Origin of the sequence: Enterococcus sp. LX10 (genome assembly GCF_023539285.1) — a bacterium.
GTDB lineage: Bacteria > Bacillota > Bacilli > Lactobacillales > Enterococcaceae > Enterococcus > Enterococcus faecalis.
Genome location: NZ_CP092784.1, coordinates 1,615,053 through 1,637,414, shown reverse-complemented (window position 1 = coordinate 1,637,414; position 22,362 = coordinate 1,615,053). Strand labels below are relative to the sequence as shown.

The 22,362-nt window shown below is 35.2% G+C and carries 17 protein-coding genes; 15 read left to right on the top strand and 2 right to left on the bottom strand.

All coding sequences use genetic code 11. The features are described from left to right. Positions 1–51: 51 nt before the first annotated feature. The 6 genes from MKZ30_RS07805 (at position 52) to sprE (ending at position 7,988) form a co-directional block, all read left to right on the top strand. Positions 52–2,010, top strand: a complete 1,959-nt coding sequence (locus MKZ30_RS07805; RefSeq protein WP_033601041.1) for an amidase domain-containing protein — start codon at positions 52–54, stop codon at positions 2,008–2,010. Between the two features lie 418 nt (positions 2,011–2,428). Beyond that, the gene (fsrA, locus tag MKZ30_RS07800) at positions 2,429–3,160 is read left to right on the top strand and encodes a response regulator transcription factor FsrA (protein ID WP_073340375.1); all 732 of its coding nucleotides are present in this window, start codon (positions 2,429–2,431) and stop codon (positions 3,158–3,160) included. Between the two features lie 88 nt (positions 3,161–3,248). Further along, positions 3,249–3,977, top strand: a complete 729-nt coding sequence (gene fsrB, locus MKZ30_RS07795; protein ID WP_016626960.1) for a quorum-sensing system protein FsrB — start codon at positions 3,249–3,251, stop codon at positions 3,975–3,977. Next, positions 3,974–5,317 carry a sensor histidine kinase FsrC gene (gene fsrC, locus MKZ30_RS07790; protein WP_033601042.1) on the top strand — a complete coding sequence of 448 codons (1,344 nt, stop codon included), beginning with the start codon at positions 3,974–3,976 and terminating at the stop codon, positions 5,315–5,317. Before fsrB ends, fsrC begins: the two co-directional genes overlap by 4 nt. A 235-nt stretch (positions 5,318–5,552) precedes the next feature. Beyond that, on the top strand, positions 5,553–7,085 hold the full coding sequence (gene gelE, locus MKZ30_RS07785; RefSeq protein ID WP_080120424.1) for a gelatinase GelE: 1,533 nt from the start codon (positions 5,553–5,555) through the stop codon (positions 7,083–7,085). Positions 7,086–7,133: 48 nt separating this feature from the next. After that, positions 7,134–7,988, top strand: a complete 855-nt coding sequence (sprE, locus tag MKZ30_RS07780; protein WP_080279991.1) for a serine proteinase SprE — start codon at positions 7,134–7,136, stop codon at positions 7,986–7,988. Positions 7,989–8,135: 147 nt separating this feature from the next. Here sprE and MKZ30_RS07775 read toward each other — a convergent pair whose 3' ends face one another. Then, positions 8,136–8,966: an MBL fold metallo-hydrolase gene (locus MKZ30_RS07775; protein ID WP_002419889.1), complete on the bottom strand. Its 831-nt coding sequence runs from the start codon at positions 8,964–8,966 to the stop codon at positions 8,136–8,138. 391 nt (positions 8,967–9,357) lie between these two features. Between MKZ30_RS07775 and MKZ30_RS07770 the strand changes: the two genes are divergently transcribed. From MKZ30_RS07770 to MKZ30_RS07760, 3 genes are all read left to right on the top strand, one after another. Further along, complete coding sequence (locus tag MKZ30_RS07770; RefSeq protein ID WP_033601045.1) at positions 9,358–10,212, top strand: LysR family transcriptional regulator; 855 nt, start codon at positions 9,358–9,360, stop codon at positions 10,210–10,212. 381 nt (positions 10,213–10,593) lie between these two features. After that, positions 10,594–11,982, top strand: a complete 1,389-nt coding sequence (locus MKZ30_RS07765) for an MFS transporter (protein ID WP_256891523.1) — start codon at positions 10,594–10,596, stop codon at positions 11,980–11,982. A gap of 41 nt (positions 11,983–12,023) precedes the next feature. After that, positions 12,024–14,084 carry an LTA synthase family protein gene (locus MKZ30_RS07760; protein WP_002381784.1) on the top strand — a complete coding sequence of 687 codons (2,061 nt, stop codon included), beginning with the start codon at positions 12,024–12,026 and terminating at the stop codon, positions 14,082–14,084. Between the two features lie 148 nt (positions 14,085–14,232). On the opposite strand, the gene MKZ30_RS07755 is transcribed toward MKZ30_RS07760, so the two are convergent. Next, a complete protein-coding gene (locus MKZ30_RS07755; protein ID WP_033601046.1) occupies positions 14,233–15,072 on the bottom strand; it encodes a helix-turn-helix domain-containing protein in 840 nt (279 codons plus the stop codon). Positions 15,073–15,274: 202 nt separating this feature from the next. Here MKZ30_RS07755 and MKZ30_RS07750 point away from each other — a divergent pair, with 202 nt between their 5' ends. The 6 genes from MKZ30_RS07750 to MKZ30_RS07725 all read left to right on the top strand — a co-directional run bounded on the left by MKZ30_RS07750 (position 15,275) and on the right by MKZ30_RS07725 (position 22,328). Next, positions 15,275–15,850 (top strand): WxL domain-containing protein, encoded by a 576-nt coding sequence (locus MKZ30_RS07750; protein ID WP_002381796.1) that lies wholly within the window; start codon positions 15,275–15,277, stop codon positions 15,848–15,850. A 90-nt stretch (positions 15,851–15,940) separates the two neighbouring features. Further along, positions 15,941–16,990: a WxLIP family cell surface protein gene (locus MKZ30_RS07745; protein ID WP_033601047.1), complete on the top strand. Its 1,050-nt coding sequence runs from the start codon at positions 15,941–15,943 to the stop codon at positions 16,988–16,990. Beyond that, positions 16,987–19,155, top strand: coding sequence for an L-type lectin-domain containing protein (locus tag MKZ30_RS07740; RefSeq protein WP_050444153.1), 2,169 nt, complete (start codon positions 16,987–16,989; stop codon positions 19,153–19,155). Before MKZ30_RS07745 ends, MKZ30_RS07740 begins: the two co-directional genes overlap by 4 nt. Before the next feature lie 366 nt (positions 19,156–19,521). Further along, complete coding sequence (locus MKZ30_RS07735; protein ID WP_010777702.1) at positions 19,522–20,367, top strand: glycosyltransferase family 8 protein; 846 nt, start codon at positions 19,522–19,524, stop codon at positions 20,365–20,367. After that, the gene (locus tag MKZ30_RS07730) at positions 20,357–21,256 is read left to right on the top strand and encodes a glycosyltransferase family 8 protein (RefSeq protein ID WP_010777701.1); all 900 of its coding nucleotides are present in this window, start codon (positions 20,357–20,359) and stop codon (positions 21,254–21,256) included. The genes MKZ30_RS07735 and MKZ30_RS07730 overlap by 11 nt, the downstream gene beginning before the upstream one ends. A 133-nt stretch (positions 21,257–21,389) precedes the next feature. Then, positions 21,390–22,328 (top strand): magnesium transporter CorA family protein, encoded by a 939-nt coding sequence (locus tag MKZ30_RS07725; protein WP_010777700.1) that lies wholly within the window; start codon positions 21,390–21,392, stop codon positions 22,326–22,328. Positions 22,329–22,362 lie beyond the last annotated feature (34 nt).

Genomic DNA, 22,362 nt, shown 5'->3' with positions numbered 1-22,362 from the left:
CAAAAACAGTGTGCAAATGCGCAAGTAAGTAATAGGAGAGGATTTTTACGAATGAAAAGAAAGAAAATCAAGAATCAACTACTTGTTTTAACAAGTATTCTCGTTCTTCTAAGTTTGGAAGTCGCTCCAGTTGTTACGTTGGCTGCAGAATTACCAAGTAGCTCGCTACAAATAGCTCTGTCCTCAGCGACGACAATTACTTCGGAAGAAAAAGTAACCGATACAACCGAAACAACTGTTGCTACATCGACAACGTCCACTAGTAGTTCGTCATCTGAATCAAGTAGTTCTACCGATACGACTACCGAATCAACGAGTCAGTCAACGACAGAAACGACAACCACAAATACTAGTTCTGAAACAAAAAAAGAACCTACAGAGCCAACGGTATCATCAGAAATCACGCAGCCTGTTGAACAATCGCAACCACCACAAGTTCCTGTGACCAAGCAAGAACCTGAAGAACCTATTCAAGTTCCTGAAGCCACCAATAACGTTGTTGAAGAAAATCAGGCTGTATCGTTAAATCCGTCCCTCAAAGTAGATGAAATAGCTTCTTCAAATTTAAAAGGCTACGAACTTCCACTGTTGTCGTCTTTTGGCGAAAAGAAACGGGCAGTTGTGGTGGCTGAAGCATTAAGACACGTTGGGAAAACAAAAAAAGAATTTAATTTGACGGAGCAAGCATTGACCAGTAGTTTCCTTGCCCAAAAAATTTACCAACAATTATTTAAAATAGACATTGGCAGTACGCCACAAGAACAAATGACATTTGGTAAAGCTCGTTCTATAGAGGAGGCAGAACCTGGTGATCTGATTTTTTGGCAAACAGCTGAAGGAAAAACGCTTCAAAATGGTGTTTATCTTGGCCAAGGAAAATATTTAATTGCCGCAGCGGAAGCGGATTCTAAAGAGAAACCAGAAGTAATTGGTCAGTTAGAGAATATCTATACTGCCAAACAACAACCAGACTCAAAAGAGGAAATACGCTTGGTAGTGACTAATCCTTTTAAGGAGTTCACATTAACGGAGTATGGCAAAGAAGTTTTAGCAACATATGGTGCGTCATTTGAAATGCAGAAGTCAGAACAAACCACAGCGTTTATTAAAAAAATTGGTGAGACAGCCAGAGAACTTGGTGAAAAATACGATGTTTTTGCATCAGTGATGATAGCTCAGGCTATTTTAGAAAGTGGCTCTGGCGAAAGTCAACTAGCCAAAGAACCTTATTATAATCTCTTTGGCGTGAAAGGTTCGTTCCAAGGAAATAGTGTTAGCTTTTCAACAAAAGAGGCTGATCAGAGGGGCCAACTTTATACAATTTCCGCTGGGTTTCGCGATTACGGTGGCTATAATGACTCACTGCAAGATTATGTTCAATTATTCCGACAAGGGATTGACGGAAATCAAGATTTTTATAAACCAGCGTGGCGTTCGGAAGCCAAAAACTACCTTCAAGCAACACGTTTTTTAACAGGTAAATATGCAACAGACAAGCAATACGATAATAAATTAAATTCGTTAATTGCGGTTTATAACTTAACGCAATTTGATTTACCAAAAACAGTGGACGGTTTGATTATCCAATCTAAAAATGAGCTGTCGGAAGCGGAACAGCAACAAATGCATTTTCCAGTCTATGATGGGATCAATTATAATCGGAGTGGTAGCTATCCCGTGGGCCAATGTACGTGGTATGTCTATAATCGTTTCAAACAGTTGGGCACTTCTATGGATGAATTTATGGGAAATGGCAGTGACTGGGGAAGAAAAGGACGTGCATTAGGCTATCAAGTTAGTTCATTGCCTAAAGCTGGTCGTGCGATTAGTTTCCAACCAGGAGTTGCTGGCGCAGATAATCAATATGGACATGTTGCTTTTGTTGAAGCGGTCACTTCTGATGGAATCATTATTTCTGAAAGCAATGTCATCAATGATCAAACGATTTCGTATCGTGTCTTACCTAATGTAATTGCTTATAGTAGTGGCGTGACCTACATTGGCGCTTAATCGACTCATTCAACAGGAAGAAGTGTGGATGTTTAAGTAAAAAATTAGCACAATGATCCATGTGTGAACTAACAAATTAAAGTAACCAGAATCGACCAATGAATTGATTTTGTCATGTATAAAATGACAAGAACAGTTTGGCGGTTGATTCTTTGTTTTTCATCAACGAAGAGACAATAGTCCTCATGATTCGTTAGTAAAAGATGAATAGTCCAAAGTACTCTTTCTTGATGCTTTGTTATTTTATGTTTTTGTTTGCAGGAAACTACTGAAATCGCTATACTAAATTTATGTGAATATACTAACAGACAATCAATTTTTTATCTCTTTTATTGGTGTATAAATTGATTGAACATTATAATCATTTGTCTTTTGTTGTGTAATTTTATATCTTCTTGAGAAAGGGATGAGTGAACAAATGGCTATTTATATATTAGAAGACCAAATTATTCAAGCAAAAGCGTTAGAAGCATTGGTAACAAATATCCTACATTCAAGAAATATTTATAATGAAACAATCCATTTATTTTCACGTTCAGATGAATTATTACAAGTGGCACACCAGGACGCCCAACTAAATATCTTTTTCCTAGATATTCAAATGAACAATCATATCCAGGCAGGATTTGAGGTTGCCAAAGAAATCAGAAAAACAGACAGTGAAAGTCTGATTGTATTTATTTCTACTCACACAGAATTAGTTTTAACTTCCTACAAATATATGGTTTCAGCTCTTCAATTTATTCAAAAGAACGTGGATTTTCTAGATTTCCAAAAAGAGGTCGAAACATGTGTCGATGCATATATTCAACAAAAAGAAAATATAAAGACAAAAAGTGAATATATTATCATTAACTTAAAAGCGTCTTCTATAAAAATGGATATTAATGATATTTATTTCTTTCAAACGGAATACGATCATCGTGTGTCAATGGTTGGTAAAAATTTTAAAAGAGAATTTTATGGAACGTTATCAAAAATTGAACAACTGCATCCAGATTTGATTAGAGTCCATCAATCAATCATCATTAATAAAAAATATGCGTCAAAATTAAATTATAAAACGCATCTTTTAACTATGAGAGACGGAACGGAAGTACCAGTCTCAAGAAGATATTATACTCAGGTTAAGGCGCTGTTTCTTACTTAGGGAGGGATAATGACTAATTAAGGAATTATCTATCTATTAGTCGCTATATTCGTTATAATTTAGTGCAATACTTGAAGAGGAGGGCGATATGCTAATCGATTGGATTCTAAAAAATATTATGGATATGGATCAGGAAGATCAATCAGGAAAAACACAATGGACAAAGTATTATCTAACCGTTTATTTTTCTGGCTTATTTAATTTTCTGATGATTCTGATTTTATCAGTTTTATTTGGGACGTTAAGCGAAACCTTTATTGTATACGTCGTACTGATTTTTTTACGGCCTGTCGCAGGTGGCTGGCATGCAAAAACCAAATGGCTCTGTCGTCTAGAAAGCATTGTTATCTATGTTGCCATACCATTTGTATTGAAAAATTCTTCTGTGAGCTTACCGTTTATTTATAAAATTCTATTGATGTGCCTCTTAGTCGTATTATTTTATTGGTATGCGCCACAAGGAACAGCAATTGAACCTGTTCAGCCATCTGATTTAAACGTGCTCAAAAAGCAAAGCCTTATAAGGGTGTGTTTACTTATTTTATGTAGTCTGTTTGTCAAAGAAAAGATTGCTTCAGTAATACTCTACGGTCTCGTCATCCAAGGTCTGATGATACTCCCTGTAACAAAAAATTTAATTGAAGGAAGTGTTTTTATGAAATTTGGTAAAAAAATAATTAAAAATGTTATTGAAAAAAGAGTTGCAAAAGTCAGTGATGGTGTGGGAACTAAGCCTAGATTAAATCAAAATTCGCCCAATATATTTGGACAATGGATGGGACAAACTGAAAAACCTAAAAAGAATATTGAAAAATGATTTTGTCGTTATTAGCTACTAACGTTTTGCTGGCATCTAGCTTTATCGTTTTTGTCTTTTTACGAGTAACATTGATCAAGATTGAATGTAAAATACCGTTACTTTCATTGCTTATTGTCATTAATCTTTGTTCGTTTGCGGCATTAATGTTGGGCTACTCTTGGTTGATTTATGCGCTGACAGTCGTTGTTTTTACAGGATTTTTACTCATTCACAAAAAGAGGTTCTCAATTTTTAAAGCGATATTTTTATCCGTTTTTACATTGCTTATGGTTTCGTTTATCAATTACACGGAGCAAACGATTTTAAGTGTTTTTTTTCAACAGATTTATCAAAATAAATTATTATGGATTGCCTCAAATGTTCTTCTGTTGCTTATAAATATCTGGATTGCTTTAAAAATTCCCAATAGTGTTTTTTTAAGATTAAATCGTGTGTTAGAAAATAGCCGAATTTTTTTTGGTTGTTTACTTTTATTGTTGATTCTGTTGTTACTTTTTGTGTTTTTGATTTCGCCAGAGATTTCACCTGACTTTATGCGAGGATTTGTCACGGTAAATAGTTCTAAATTGGAGTTATTAATAAGTGTAGGTTTATTTTTAATTCTGATTGGCTTAGTCATTGAAGCTTATTTGGAAGAACAACGTATCAACACTCAATTATTGAATAATTTAACGATTTATACTGAAAAAATAGAATCCATTAACGAAGAGCTAGCGATGTTTCGTCATGATTATAAAAATTTATTGTATAGTTTACAAATTGCTATTTCATACGAAGATATTCTGGAAATCAAAAGAATTTATGAAGAAACGATTGCACCAACCAAAAAAATTATTGATAATGAAGAATTTGAACTTATGAAGTTAAATCGTTTGAAAAATATGGAACTTAAGGCACTCATAAGTATGAAAATTCATACCGCAAAGCAAGCAAAACTAAAAGTGATTGTTGATGTGCCAGAAGTATTTATTCTTGATACATCAATCGACTTAGTGGTTGTGATTCGTTTGTTGGCTATTCTGTTAGATAACGCGATTGAAAACAGTGCAAAATCAGAATTGAAAATGTTCGCTATCTCAATTTTCAATAAAAATGAAACACAAGAGTTTGTGATAACAAATAGTGTCCAAGCCGAATTTGATTTTAGGGTTATGAAGAAAACCAAATTTAGCTCTAAAAGTAACCCTGAAGAGCACGGTTGGGGATTGTTATATGTAAAAGAAATTGTTGATTTTTCAGATCAATTTGATTTGCAAACGTCCTTCAATGAAGGAGCGGTCACTCAACATTTAATTATTGAAAAAAATCATAATAGTAAAAAAGTTGTTAACGAATGAATTTGTTAACAACTTTTTTGCTATGGTATTGAGATATGAGGGGCAATACAGGGAAAAATGTCGGCTAATTAAGGAATTTAGATAGTGCCGGTTAGGTAGTTATCTATAATGAAAATAGCAACAAAATATTCACGCAGGGAAAGGGGCGGTCGTTTAACGGGAAAGATTAGGGAAGATAAAGCAATACTTTTGTTGGGAAAAGAAATAAAAGGAAACTGGGGAAGGAGTTAATCGTTTGATGAAGGGAAATAAAATTTTATACATTTTAGGTACAGGCATCTTTGTTGGAAGTTCATGTCTATTTTCTTCACTTTTTGTAGCAGCAGAAGAACAAGTTTATTCAGAAAGTGAAGTTTCAACAGTTTTATCGAAGTTGGAAAAGGAGGCAATTTCTGAGGCAGCTGCTGAACAATATACGGTTGTAGATCGAAAAGAAGATGCGTGGGGGATGAAGCATCTTAAGTTAGAAAAGCAAACGGAAGGCGTTACTGTTGATTCAGATAATGTGATTATTCATTTAGATAAAAACGGTGCAGTAACAAGTGTTACAGGAAATCCAGTTGATCAAGTAGTGAAAATTCAATCGGTTGATGCAATCGGTGAAGAAGGAGTTAAAAAAATTATTGCTTCTGATAATCCGGAAAATAAAGATCTTGTCTTTTTAGCTATTGACAAACGTGTAAATAATGAAGGGCAATTATTTTATAAAGTCAGAGTAACTTCTTCGCCAACTGGTGACCCCATATCATTGGTTTATAAAGTAAATGCTACAGATGGAACAATTATGGAAAAACAAGATTTAACGGAACATGTCGGTAGTGAAGTAACGTTAAAAAACTCTTTTCAAGTAGCGTTTAATGTGCCAGTTGAAAAAAACAATACGGGAATTGCTTTACACGGAACGGATAACACAGGGGTTTACCATGCAGTAGTTGATGGCAAAAATAATTATTCTATTATTCAAGCACCATCACTAGCGACATTAAATCAGAATGCTGTTGACGCCTATACGCATGGAAAATTTGTGAAAACATATTATGAAGATCATTTCCAACGACACAGTATTGATGATCGAGGGATGCCCATCTTGTCAGTTGTTGATGAACAACATCCAGATGCTTATGACAATGCTTTTTGGGATGGAAAAGCAATGCGTTATGGTGAAACAAGTACACCGACAGGAAAAACGTATGCTTCCTCTTTAGATGTAGTTGGTCATGAAATGACACATGGTGTGACGGAACATACTGCCGGTTTAGAATATTTAGGACAATCAGGTGCGTTGAATGAATCTTATTCTGATTTGATGGGTTATATTATTTCGGGTGCATCTAATCCAGAAATTGGTGCGGATACTCAGAGTGTTGACCGAAAAACAGGTATTCGAAATTTACAAACGCCAAGTAAACACGGACAACCAGAAACCATGGCTCAATACGACGATCGAGCACGGTATAAAGGAACGCCTTATTATGATCAAGGCGGTGTTCATTATAATAGTGGAATTATTAATCGGATTGGTTACACCATTATCCAGAACTTAGGCATTGAAAAAGCACAGACTATTTTCTACAGCTCGTTAGTAAATTACTTAACACCTAAAGCACAATTCAGTGATGCTCGTGATGCGATGCTTGCTGCTGCAAAAGTTCAATATGGCGATGAAGCAGCTTCAGTGGTGTCAGCAGCCTTTAACTCTGCTGGAATCGGAGCTAAAGAGGATATTCAAGTAAACCAACCAAGTGAATCTGTTCTGGTCAATGAATGAAAAAAATTCCCCAATTAAATAAAAATGGATAAGGAGTGGCATAATCTTATGAAAAAGTTCTCCATACGAAAAATTAGTGCTGGTTTTTTGTTTCTGATTTTAGTAACTTTGATAGCCGGTTTTAGCCTCTCTGCAAATGCAGAAGAGTATATCGTTCCTGCCGAAAGTCATTCACGACAAAAAAGATCGTTACTGGACCCTGAAGACAGAAGACAAGAAGTGGCAGATACAACCGAAGCGCCTTTTGCGTCAATCGGAAGAATCATTTCCCCTGCCAGTAAACCAGGCTATATTTCTTTAGGAACAGGCTTTGTTGTTGGAACTAATACAATTGTCACCAATAATCATGTGGCTGAAAGTTTTAAGAATGCCAAAGTATTAAATCCGAATGCCAAAGATGATGCTTGGTTTTATCCAGGTCGAGATGGCAGTGCGACACCATTTGGCAAATTCAAAGTGATTGATGTAACTTTTTCCCCGAATGCGGATATTGCGGTCGTGACTGTCGGCAAACAAAACGATCGTCCAGATGGCCCAGAGTTGGGAGAAATTTTAACGCCATTTGTTTTGAAAAAGTTTGAATCTTCAGATACCCATGTCACAATATCAGGCTATCCAGGTGAGAAAAACCACACACAATGGTCTCATGAAAATGATTTGTTTACATCTAACTTTACAGACTTAGAAAATCCATTACTATTTTATGATATCGATACAACAGGTGGTCAATCTGGTTCACCAATCTATAATGATCAGTTTGAAGTAGTTGGTGTTCATTCCAATGGTGGCATTAAGCAAACAGGAAACCATGGTCAAAGACTAAATGAAGTGAATTATAACTTTATTGTCAATCGAGTGAATGAAGAAGAAAATAAACGTTTATCCGCTGTGCCAGCAGCGTAAAGAACCATAAAAATACTCGGAATTTCCAGAATCACGGGAAATCTCGAGTATTTTTGTTTTTTAAGATAGTGTAAGTTACGATAAAAGCACCTTGTAATTATCGGTTAAAAGCATATAATAGTGCTGAAAAGAAGGCAAATAATCCGATTAAGTTAGTATTTCTAAACCATCATAACTCGTAATGATTTCATGCTTTTGAGATAAAGCCGCCATCTCCGCATAAGACAAGCCGCCATTGTGAGAAAAATGGTTGGCAACGTAAATCGTTTTATCTGTGACGAGTTTTCTTTCTTTTAATTCTGCAATTAATTTTAAATTTTCTTCCCAATTCATATGACTATTGCCAGTTTCGTTTGTTTGACTAGTACAATCTAAAGAAACAATACTAAGAAGTAAGTGGCTCTTTTCAAGATATTCAAACATTTCTGACGTAAAGTAACCTGTATCATGGGTGGATAAAAAAGCATCTTTACCATCGTCTATAACGAAAATAAAACAATCTTCACTGAAATTTCCATGTTGTGCAGGAAGGGGATAAATCGTATAGTTCGCAATAGTAAAACACTTGTAGGGCTGAATAACCTGATAATGTAATCGGGTATTGTCTTGACGACCTTCTAAATCAAAGGCGCGCTGATAAAACGTCTTAACTGCTTCATTTCCATAAACAGTTAAACGATTGGGAACATCTAATGCATAACCAGACATTCGATAAGCCAAATCCTCGCCGTAAAAATGATCGGAATGCCAATGAGAGATTAGTAAAGAGTCAAATTCTGCAAAACACAAGTCATACTGCAACAAGTGTAAATAAGAATCCCCTGGAAAATCAATCAGCAGGACATCATCAATAATTAATTGAGTTTGTGTACGAATTTCTCGTCCTTTTTTCTCTCGAGCGTACTTACATAATTTACAATTACAAAAAATTCCTGGAATCCGTTCTGCTGCACCCGTACCTAAATAGTTGATTTTCATTGGGAGTACCTAACCTTTCTTTGACATTCTTCATACTTAGTAGATAACGCTGAACCTTAAAGTAAATGGGCATGGAAACTGAAACATTTGTTGTGTCCATCTTACCTTTTTTAGAAAAGAATTGAAATGGAATTTCTTAAGTAAATTTGCGTAAAATAGAAAAAGCTAGACGCCTTTTTTGATAAGCTGAATTTACTGCGAATGCTCGTACTATTTCCGAAAAAAAGTTTTACCAAAGGCACTTTCATATTCATCTACTATTAGTTATAAAAAAATAACAAGATGGACATAGCTTATTAGAGCAAAAATAACTACGCTATTGATAAAGAGTGAGGCGTGTTTTGAACAGGTTGCGTGGGCAAATGAATTTGAATAAAAGGGATGACAAAAGATGACTATTGAAAAATTAGAATATTTTTATACCATTGCAAAATATAATAGTATTTCCAAAGCAGCCTCTGAACTCCATGTTAGTAAATCAACCTTAAGTGCGTCATTAAAAGATTTGGAAAGTGAATTGGGCCATTTACTTTTTGACCGTAACGGGAATTCTTTGACGTTAAATTCCTATGGTGATAAAATCGTCCAATCTGTATATATCATTTTAAACGAGGCCAAGAAAATGAAACTTAATCTGCATGAAATAATTGAGAATCCAGTGATGCGTTTAGGTTTTGGAAATACGTCCTTGATGTATAAAGTGACAGAAAATGAGGATCAACTGAATCGTTTTTGGGAATGTTACCATGGTTCATCGTTTGAGTTATTGAATAAATTGGAGAATCATGAGTTGGATTTTGTGATTACTTCTGCAGATGTGAATAGTCCAGTTTTAAAGAAAGAACAATTAATTGAACTAAAAATGTATCTTTGTGTTTCAAGAGAAATTAAACAAGAAATTGAGGAAGAAGGCTTCATCTGTTTGACCAACTATCCATTTCTATTTTTGCCTCATCACTTAGATCATTTAGAAGCTACCAAGAGTGTGCTAGAAATGTTGCAATTAACAAGTCCGCTTGTTTGTTGCTACGATACGTTGATGCTTACTCGTCTCATTGAAAAAAGTAAAGGAGTTTATGCGGTGATCTCTCTTCGGAAAGAACAACTGCAGGAAATTGATTCTAAACTCTTCTTTTTACCGATTGAACGAAAACAAAAATTTTATTTATACCGAAATGTTTCCAGTTCGGTTTTTGTCCAACCTAGTCAAATCAAGGCAACTTTACAAAAGTTGCTAGAGACTTAGCCATTAAAATTACTTTGGAATAGTTAACAAAAATAGCATTATTCGCTTAGATTTACTTCTGCTGCGGATAAGGCTATTTTTGTTGTTCATTGTTTAAAAGAAATGCTCAATTATGGGACTGTTCGATATTTCTGAACGGAATGTTCAATTATTTAATAACTTAAGAATCGATAAATCGTATCTATTACGGTTCAATTTAAAGGGGTTCTGGTGTATAGTTTGGCTATCTAAAGATTTACTTTTTTAAGTATAAAATAACTAAATGGCAAGGAATATAAAGAACTGTTGATACGTGAGTACTTGCGATAACCATGTCGTTAGAAGTTTAAGTGTCATTGTTGCTTTTCCTGTTTTATGTAGTTGCTAGAAAGGACTGTTTTTATGATCGATAGAAAAAAAGTTATTTTGTATACTTGTTGCATGAGTTTGTTTGTAGTGACCATGGATGTTACGGTTGTCAATGTGGCGTTACCATCCATTCAAAGTGATTTTCACACGAATCTGTCTACATTACAGTGGGTAACAGATGGGTACACTTTAATGGTAGCATCCTTATTATTGTTATCTGGGTCTACAGCAGACCGAATTGGCCGTAAACGAGTCCTTCAATTGGGCTTAGCCTGTTTTGGTTTAGCGTCTTTCCTATGTGGGATTTCGCAAACCCCAGGGCAATTGATTGCGTTTCGCATGTTGCAAGGGATTGGTGGTTCTATGTTAAATCCGGTAGCAATGTCTATTATTACACAGGTATTTACCGAAAAGTTAGAACGAGCGAAAGCAATTGGCTTGTGGGGCTCTGTTACAGGGATTTCCTTAGGAATGGGCCCGATTATTGGCGGACTGATTGTTTCTTATTTTAGCTGGAGGTATGTCTTTTTTGTCAATGTACCGATCATTGCTGCGGCAATCATCCTTACACAAAAGTTTGTACCTGAGTCAAAAGTAGAGAAGACGGTGAAAAATGATTTTGTTGGTCAAGCATTGATGATTCTTTTTCTATTTAGTTCTATCTATTCCATTATCGGACTACCTAGAAAAGGGCTTTTCGCGCCAGATATTTTAAGTACTGGGATAATCGGCTGCTTAGCCATTGTTATTTTCTTTATTTATGAATATAACATTGACAATCCGTTAATCAATCCGCGCTTCTTTTTATCTATTCCCTTTACATCGGCTTCTTTTTTAGCTATTTTTGGCTTTATCATATATAACGGTTATTTATTTTTAAACACGCTATATTTGCAAGAAATGAGAGGCTTCAGCCCGTTGGAAGCTGGCTTATCAACCATTCCTTTGGCTTTTGTTAGTTTTCTTGTTGCCCCGAGAGCCGGCGAAATGGTAGGGAGAATAGGGACGAAACGTCCTATTATGCTTTGTGGTATTTCAATGTTGGCTGTTAGCTTTTTACAATTATTTGTAACTAAAACAACGCCTATGATTATTTTATTTGTTATTTATATCTTTTTAGGCATTGGGTTTGGGATGTTAAATTCACCGATTACCATTACAGCGATTGAAGGAATGCCATTTTCTCAGTCAGGAACGGCAGCAGCCATTGCGGTGACATGTAAGCAAATTGGCAATTCTTTAGGGGTGGCGCTACCAAGTCTTTTAATTACAAAGCCTATTACTAGTTCCCTTACTCGAACACCTTTTACAAACGTATGGCTTTTATTTGGATGTTGCGCCATTGCGATTATCTTTTTAAGTTATTTATCCAATTCTCCGCTAGCGAAAAAGTCATTGCGCAGAGTTAGGTTTTATTTTTAACAAATCAAGATTTTTTTGAAGGGAAAGGAAGAAAAACTTAGATGAAAAAAATAAATAACCGATTAGGACTCTTTTTATTTTTTGTTTTACTCTTTTGGGCAAAAACGATTCTGGCGTATTACCTAGATTTCTCATTGGGCGTTAAGGGCAGTCTCCAACGAGAAATTTTGTGGTTCAATCCAGTTGCTACTACGCTGTTATTATTTGGCTTTAGTTTGTATTTTAAAAAGCATAAAACATTTATGCTTAGCTTAACTCTTTTAAATGTTTTAAATACATTAATTTTATATTTGAATATTATTTTTTATCGTGAATTCACTGACTTTATTACCATCCAATCTGTTTTTGGCTTTTCAAAAGTTTCAGAAGGGATTTCTGGTGATTTACTTGCTTTAATGAGAGTCCACGATGTCTTTTATTGGCTAGATACTTTAGTGCTGCTCGTTTTGGTATTTTACTCTTTTAAACAGCGACGGAATCATCAAGTCTTCATGACTAAACCTATCAACAGAAGATTGGCGATCTCAATTAGTTGTTTAAGTGTCTTGCTCTTTTCGGTTAACTTATTTTTAAGCGAAACCGATCGTCCTCAATTGCTTCAAAGAATTTTTGACCGTAATTATATTGTAAAATATCTTGGCTTGGATGCATTCACAGCCATCGATGGTGTCAAAACAGCCATGTCAAATGAGGTAAGAGCAGAAGCTAGTTCAAACGAATTACCTGAAATCATGAAATTTACCAAGCAAAATAATTTACCGCTTAATCCGCAGTATGCCGGGATTGCCAAAGGAAAAAATGTATTTGTGATTCATTTAGAAAGTTTTCAACAATTTTTGATTAATATGAAAGTCCAAGGTCAAGAGGTTACACCGTTTTTAAATCAGCTCTATCAAAACAAAGCGACAATCAGTTTTGATAATTTCTTTCATGAAGTAGGGCAAGGAAAAACGAGTGATGCGGAGAACATGTTAGAAACAGGAACATTCGGGCTCCCGCAAGGCTCTCTTTTTACACAATTAGGATCAGACAATACTTTCGAAGCGGCTCCCGCAGTTTTAGGACAAAAAGGCTATACAACCGCTGTTTTCCATGGAAATGTGGGGAGTTTTTGGAATCGAGACCATGTGTATAAAAACTTAGGATATCAATACTTTTTTGATCGATCATATTTTTCAAAAGATGACAAAATGCTAGGTTACGGTATTTTAGATAAACAATTGTTGCGTGAATCAGCTAGTGAGCTTGAGCATTTACAGCAGCCATTCTATGCGAAGTTTTTAACTGTGACCAATCATACCCCTTATTATACGGATGACCAAAACTTCCCGTTTCCTAAATTGAACACAGGCAATTCGATTGTGGATGATTATGTTCGAACAGCGCACTATTTGGATCAATCGCTAGAACAATTTTTCCATTACTTGCAAACAACAAGTTTATACAATCATTCTATTTTTGTTATTTATGGTGACCACTTCGGTATTTCAGATGCGAACAACAAGGACTTATGTAAAGCCTTCAACCGCGATCCAAAAACGTGGACAAACTATGACAATGCGCAATTGCAAAGAGTACCTTTGATGTTTTACATGCCAGGCTATACGCAAGGGAAAATCATGCACGAATATGGTGGGGAAATTGACGTTTTACCGACACTGTACCATCTTTTAGGTGTCGATGATAAAAATTATATCCATTTTGGCACGGACCTTTTATCTCCTCAATATAAACAAGTGGTTCCTTTTAGAAATGGCGATTTTGTAACGCCTCAATTTTCTTATCTAGGTGGGGAAATCTACAATAATCAAGGAAAAAAATTAGACCAAGTTCCAGCAGATTTAAAAGCGGAAGTCACGAAAGATAACGATTGGGTGAAAAAATCGTTAAGTTTATCTGACAAATTAAATCAGGAAAACCTTTTACGTTTTTATAAACCACAAGGATTCCAAGAAGTGCAACCAAAGGACTACAACTATGATGTGGCTTTTGAAAAAAACAAAGTCTTAGAAGTAGAAAAACAAAAAAATGCACAATCAACTAGCTTGTTTAGTCAAAATGGCAATCAAACGACAGTCCAAAATTATCCGACTACGCCATAGATCATTTAAGAAGGATAACTTTTGTAAGGGAAAAAGGATCTTGTATGAAGTGAAGGACAAAAATCATTTTAGATTTTTGTCCTTCGCTTTTATAATAGTTTTTTTAGAGACAATGGTAAATACTGTAAAAGTCACAAAAATGAACCTATTAATAGATAGTTTTAATATACTCAAAGTATTGCTGGTATTTGCGAGAAAAATTATCCATCTCTAATAAATGAAAAATTTGAAAGGCCTCATTAACTTTTTTTGTACCCGCAAGTTGTGCTCCTTTGGCATAGCAAAGCAATCCTTCTAAGAATAAAGCCATTGTTTTTCCGTATAAATCTCGAATTTCTAACATTGCTCGAAACTGTTTCAAATAACTTAGCCCTTCGTTGAGATACTTGTTGTTTACACAGAGAAGGATGGTATTGATGAGTATTTTGCTATATGGAGAATTGTAGCCATCAGAAGCAGAATAAAGATTTCTTTTTTTGAGCAATCGATTGACAATAATTAACAAGGTTTCGATAGGAATTTCGTCCATAATCGTAATGAACATCGTGACTTCCCTACTAGTCCAATTTTCTAAGTTCATCAAGTTTTGAACAATATTAGCTATATTTTCGGCGACGACATTGCCACCCAAACGATAAATAAACAGGTTAATTAATTGAATCGTAATTTCTTCTTCGTGTGGCAGTTTTCCAGTTAAAATCGCTGTTTTATAGTCCTCGAGACTTTTCATATTTCCTGCATGATAAAGTTCGGTAATCTCAAACCAAGTCTGATCTTTTAAAGCTTTCTGATAGTCATTGTGAATATACATAAATTCTTCTAATCGAACATTCAAATTTTTTATGATCTCCATAAATATATCGATGGTAGGGGTACTAATGTTTCGTTCAATTCGGCTGTAATAGCTCAGTGTCACAACTCCTTGGCAAACATCTTTTTGAGTTAACCCTTTGTCTTTTCGAATTTTTCTGATTGTTTGACCATACACGCCAGTTTTCCTCCTTGGTCTCTGAAAGTTTCTTTCTGTTTCCCTATTATACCATCATAGAAAGGTCTTTCTCTAATGAAAATGACTTATAGTACATCTTTTTTTAAAAGGAAAAACATCTTGTGTTATGCTCCAATTCAGGCTAATTATCTTTTAGATGGTTAAGGTCATTTTTTGAAAATTTTAAAAAGGATGGGATAGGATGAAAAAAAGTATTTTATCAACAATAGCAGTACTGGGAGTGACTTTGGGAGATGGAGCAATCAATTCGTATGCCGCTGAAGCGAACCCAACAGCTGAATTGACAAGTGAAGCATCTTTGACAATTCAACCAGGAATCTTAAATTTAGATGCAGTTTCTAACTTTAATTTTGGAGAGCTAACGATTCAAGATGTTGCGGAATCTGATCAAACATTGACTGGAACACCAGAGATAACGAAAGTATCTGATTATCGAGGGCCAAACGAATCCGGCTGGATGTTGTCGTTAAAACTATCAGATATTAAAAATGAAAATAACGTAAAATTACAATCTGCGAAATTGAATTTAGCAACCACACGGGCAAAAGGTGATGCGACAGTTACTGCTACGACAACAATTGATGCTGGCACGACTGAGCCAACACTTGTCGCTAGTGCAAACGGAACAACTGGATTGGCAGCGAATGAATTTGATTTATCAAACACGACGTTAACTTTTCCAAAACAAAATATTAATAGTGGCCGCTACAGTGGGACGGTTACTTGGGTGTTAACAAACGCTTATACCCCTGAATAAAGCAAACTGGACAAAAAAATTTAGTAATTTGTCTGTAAGTTAAATGGCTCAACAACAGAGTTGAAATTTTGGCTGTTAGGAGGAGAGAGCATGACGGTTAAAAGTAACACTACTTTTTTGTTATTTTTTTTCACATTATGTAGCATATTTTTTAGCATAAATAGTAAAGTACTGTCTGTAGAGGCGGAAACGACCGCTTTTACTGTGACACCCGAGTATCCTGAAAATCAAGTATCAGAAGCTACATATTTTGATTTATATCTTCAGGAAAATAAACAAACGTTGACTCTTCTAGTTACAAATACATCTGAACAAACATTGCAAGTAAAAGCGAGTGCTTTAAACAGTTATACAACATCTACGGGTATAATTGCTTATCAAAGCCGTGAAACTGCAGAAATGTATCAGGGGCAGTCATTTACTCAATTTGTTGAACCAAAACAACAAATAATAAGTCTGAAGCCTTCTGAAAGTAAAAAAGTTTCGTTTCAGTTAGACAGTCAACGACAAAAAATTACTGGTGAAGTGCTAGGTGCTTTTGCTTTTGAAACAATTACTTCCCCAAACCAAGAAAAAGCAATGCATTCAATGATTCAGGCAAAATATCTAACCCAAATCGGTGTCAGGTTACGCACCGATTTGGGTTCACTGCCTGAGCCTAATTTACTTTTTGACAAAACTGAGCCAGTCATAAAAAATGATACTGTAGTTATCAAAAGTACCTTGATAAACAACCAGCCTACCGCATTTGGTAAGGTAAACGTTGAGACAACTGTCTATGATAAAACAAATAAAAAAATAATTGGTACGAAAAAAGCAGACAACTATCAAATTGCTCCTAACTCCTTGATTCCAATTTTAACAGAGTTAAAGGAAGAAACCTTAAAATCTGGAACATATAATGTTCATATCGCAATTCATTCCTCAAAAGGCAACTGGGTGTTCGATGACTCGTTTACTGTTTCTGCTGCTCAAGCGAAAGCAATTAATCAAAAAACAGTCTTTTTCACCAAACAGAAAGATGAATCTATTATATTTTCAATTTTAGTTGGAATGCTGATTGTGTTTTTACTAGCAATTCTGGGCTTACTTTGGAAATATTACCAATTAAAAAATAAAAAGAGGGTGAATCAAGAATGAAGCCCAGCAAATTAGGCGGCTTGTTTTTTTTACTTTCCTATTTACTACTTTTCTTTGGTGGCCTATTTTTCTTTCCCGGTGAAGGGTTAGCAGCAATCATTGAACCAGCGTTTGAGACATTGCCAATTGATCAAACGATGATTTCGACGGTAGGAAAAGCGGGAAGTCCAAGTGGATCTGAAAATCACCGCTATGTTCAGATTAATGATACAACACCGAGTTCTAGTGGGGCAGTTTGGTTTAATAACCCAGTGAGTTTTACAAATGATTTTAAAATTGAGATGGCTTTTTATATTGAAAATGTAACAAATGATAGTGATGGATTAACATTTGTTATGCAAAGTAATGGTACGACAGCAATAGCCGAAGAAGCTGGTCCAACGATTGGAGTATGGGCAAACACAGGAGATTCTACACCACTAAGTAAGGGGGCAATTCCTAACAGTTTGGCGATTGAATTTGACACCTTCTATAACAATAATAGTAACCTTATTGCAAACGATGGCATGATGGATCGTGATACAAGTTCCAAAGGTCATCATATTGCCTGGGCTTATCCGGGGGCAGAAACTTCCTATACAAAAGATGGTATTTTTAAGATTGACAAAGTCCTTCATCACCGAAATGAAAAAGGAGTGACAGATTTATCTGATAGTAAGTGGCATAAATTTATCGTGGAATTTAAACGAGAAGCGGGAACATTTACCTATTCTGTTCCTGATTATGCCTTAAATATTACGATTCCTGTGGATACGGAGTTTAAAAATAACTTAGGCTTAAATGAAAATAAACGTGTTTATTTTGGATTTACTGGAGCAAACGGGGGCTATGCACAAGCAAAAGCTATTTCATTTACAAATGTGGAAGGGCTGGTAGATTTGCAATTACGTACGGGTGTTGCACAATCAGCGGATAACCAATTGCTAGCAGACACTGGGATTCCTCAAAACGAAGTTCATTCTGTCGACAGAAGTCAAGAAATCACGTATATGACAGCGATTGATTATTTACAAACAAGTGATTTACTTCGTTTACAAGCCGGGACGAGGATCCAAATGACACTCCCTGATAACTTTGAAGTGCTAGAGAATAAGGTTTACTTCGGGAGTGCTCAAGAAATTGGGACAGGCGCTCAACCAACGGGAGGACAAGCACTCCCTTTTACAAGAGAAAAAGACAAAATAGTCATTACATTACCGGCACTTGAAAGAGGCACGTTGTATGGTCTTTATTTCAAAGTGAAAAATAAGCTCGTTCAAATAAATAGCCTGCTGGATTTAACTGTTCCTGTTTCTAGTACTTTTTCCGGGAATACTTTTTCTAAACCAGTGACTACCGGGGATCCAGCTGCCCATTATTACAAGCTAACAGGGAAATGGATGCCGACAATTACAACTGGTCATTCTTCTGCAACGGAGGCAGCTCAGTCTCCTCAAATTGTAAGACAAAAACGTAAGGCCTACCTTCCTGTTCAAATTGAAGATGAAAATTCTACGTCCACTAAACTATTTATGAGTCCTATTGTTTCAGAAGAAGAATTAGCTACGACTACTTTTATTGAAAAAGCACATCTTTCGAGAGAAAATTTAACGGAGAATTTTGAAACAACTATTGAATACGAAACTTCACAGCTTCAACCTGAAAAAATGTATTACGTAGGTATGTATACAGTAGATGCTGAAGGAAATCAATCAGAAACCAAAATTCAAGCCATTGATTTCAAAGGAATTATAGAATTAACAACAGTTCCTACTGCTTTTGTTGGAAACACTTTGACAATCAACGAATTAGTTCAAACGAAGCGTGAAGATGGTTATTTCTATATGAAAATAGAAAATTTACCAGAGAATGATTCGTTGACAATTACAAATACAAGTAGTTACTCTTGGGAATTAAGCGGACAACTAGCAACTATCGTTGAACAACTAGAAAGCTGGGGACAAGAGGTCTCTCTTTGTTTTTTTGAAAAGAATACTCAAACATTACTTTTTCAATTAACCAAAGATGAACAGTTAATTCTAAAGCAAGAAGTAGAAGGTAAGGATGTAACTAAAAGTTTAAATGATTATGATCTCTATTTTCGTTTTAAAGCTGATCCTTTAAAGGTTGTACCAGGACGGTATTCAGGAAATGTTAGATGGCGGTTATCAGAAGTTAAGCCTTGAAAATGAGAATATTTTTAAAGATTATTAAACAAAAAACTGACTACTTAACTGAGTAGTCAGTTTTTTATTGGTAATATTTTTTTTAATATTAAAACAAATAAGAAAATCTAGAAGCAATACTTTTATCCGAAGTAAAAAAATAGTAGTGGCAGTATTAAGTAGGTTTTGTTTTGCTTAATATATCCCTAAATTTGAGGTCTATTATTTATTTTTGTTTCCTCATAAATATTTTTTAATAGCAATAAAATATATTTTTTTTATAATTTAATTATGTTTGTTAAAGCGTATGATTTGCATAAATATTTTTTCGGTCCTATTCTGGTTATGAACTTAGCTATAAAAAGATGAAAGAGGAGAGTGGTTTTGATGAGAAAAACTCAGAAGATTGTGCCAATTGTGACAGCTTCAAACGAAAATTATGCTCCTTATTTGAATGTAATGATGACAACTGTTTTAGAAAATTGTCATGGGGAGAGACCTGTTCATTTTTATGTGATTGATGATGGGCTGTCGCTATCTAGCAAAAAAGCACTCCGAGAAACGGTTAGTAGTAATTCACAAAGTGCGACTGTTGAATTTCTAACAGCAGACAAAGAAGTCTATCAAAATTTTTTAGTGAGTGACCATATTACAACGACCGCTTACTTACGCATTTCTTTACCGTCACTTTTACAAAAATATAGCTATAAAAAGGTTCTTTATTTAGATGCAGATACGCTTGTTTTAGATGATATTGCCCAATTGTATGATACGCCATTAGTGAACCAAACGATTGGCGCAGTTATTGATCCTGGTCAAGCATATGCCTTGAAACGTTTGGGCATCCATTCATCCGATTATTATTTTAATTCAGGAGTCATGATGATTGATATTGACCGATGGAACGAGAAAGCAATCACCCAAAAAACAATTCAGTATCTAGAAGAAAATGGGGACCGCATAGTTTATCATGATCAAGATGCTTTAAACGCCGTTCTTTATGAAGATTGGCTAGCTTTAGAACCAAGATGGAATATGCAGACGTCTTTAGTTTTTAATCGTCATGAAGCGCCTAATGAGGCTTACCAAAAATTATATGCAGCGGGAAATCAAGAGCCAGCGATTATTCATTTTACTGGTCACGATAAACCCTGGAATACGTTAGAAAATCATCCTTATACAGCTCTTTATCTAAACAAGTTAAAGAAAGTAGGTGCAAGAAATGGAAAATAGAAAAGAACTAGCAATCGTCTCCTGTTGCAATACCAACTTTGTACCGCATCTTGCTGCTATGTTTGTTTCAATTTTAGAAAATAGTCCTTCAGCGGCAGCTGTTCATTTTTATGTGATTGATGACAATATCAATTTTGAAAGCAAGCAACTATTGTACTTTACGATTAAACATACCCAACTCAATGCAGAGTTAACATTTTTAAAAATTAACCCACATTTTTTCAAAAATGTTGTAACCAGTGAGCGAATACCCAAAACAGCCTACTATAGGATTGCTATTCCAGAGTTATTTAGAGGAAGCCAGATCGACCGACTTTTATATATGGATTGTGACATGATTGCATTAGATGATGTCGCAAAATTATGGACAGTAGATTTAGGTGAAAATATCATCGCTGCTGTGGAAGATGCAGGATTCCATCAACGTTTGGAAAAAATGGCGATTCCTGCAGAATCTATGTGTTATTTTAACTCAGGCTTGTTGCTAATCGATGTAAAAAAATGGTTGGATTTAGATGTAACTACTAAAGTTTTAAGATTTATTGAACAAAATCCCGATAAATTACGTTTCCATGATCAAGATGCATTGAATGCGGTTTTACACGACCGTTGGACCTTGTTACATCCTAAGTGGAATGCCCAAGGTTATATTCTGTCAAAAGCGAAAAAACATCCGACTATTTATGGAGAAAGACAATATGAAGAAACGAGAAGAGCACCATCCATTATCCACTTTACTGGCCATGTCAAACCTTGGACGAAAGAATTTCAGTGGTATACCAAGCGTTATTATGATCAATATGCGAACAGGACTGCCTTTCGTTGTGCAAAAACATTTAGTAAATATCTTTCTTATGCCAAAAATAGTAAAGCTGTTGAACATGTTTGATAACCCTTGTTATTTAGAATAATAGAGGTACACCTCAATTAATTACTACAGAAAAGTGGAGACGTAAAGAAGACTAATTTGCGCTAGGCATTGTGCGTTTACTCGAAATATTTTTTAGAAGGAGAGATTTATAATGCCCAAGTACTACTTTATTGGTGGGGAACAAGTGAGGGAGACAGAAGAAAAAGATTTTAATTGGTTAGTGATTGACACTAGTGAAACCCAGGTAATTGAAAGAATAATTAAAGAGTATAATTTTCCTAAAGATATTTTTGTGGGTACGTCGTATCCAGAAGAAGTTTCTCGGTTTGAAGCTCTTTCGGGAACGACGTTGAAACAACCGATTTCGCTAGTGCTTATGAACCTTTTGAAAGAGGGCGAGAACATTGAGGAACGTTTAGCACCTATTTCCTTTATTTCTTCAGAAAACCTTTTAATTACATGCACTAACGAGAACAATCATTTTTTTGATCGTTTATTAGAAAAATATGATTGCAAAATAGATACGTTTGAAAAACTAATAACGTATGCGATTTTAGATATCTACTCACATTATGTAGAAGAGTTAAAGGAAAAGAAACAACGGATCGATCGTCTAGATAAAAAAGCACGTATGACTACAGAAAATGAAGAATTGTACAAACAAGCCGATTTAGAAAGAGAAATTGTTTACATTGATCATACGTTAAGAGATCAAAAAAGCACGTTAGAATTACTCTGGCAATCTTCCCAGTTTGTTCAACGATTATCCGATAAAAAACTACTTTACGACGTTCAATTAAGACAACGACAAACCGAAAAAATGATTTCGATTTATAGAGACCTTTTAGAAAGTATTGGCAATCTTTTTAGCGGCATGATGGATAACCAATTAAATCATTTAATGAAATATCTTGATTCAGCGGCCTTAATTATTTCAATTCCAGCGATGATTGCTGGTGTTTGGGGTATGAATACTGGCGGCCTACCAGGTAAAAGTTCTGGTTTAGGGTTTTTATTAGTCGTCCTAGGTGCGCTCATTATCTCAGTAGCCTTTGGTTATCATCTTTACAAAAAAGATTATTCAAAATAAAGAGGCATTAAAATTTATTATATAGGAGGATGAA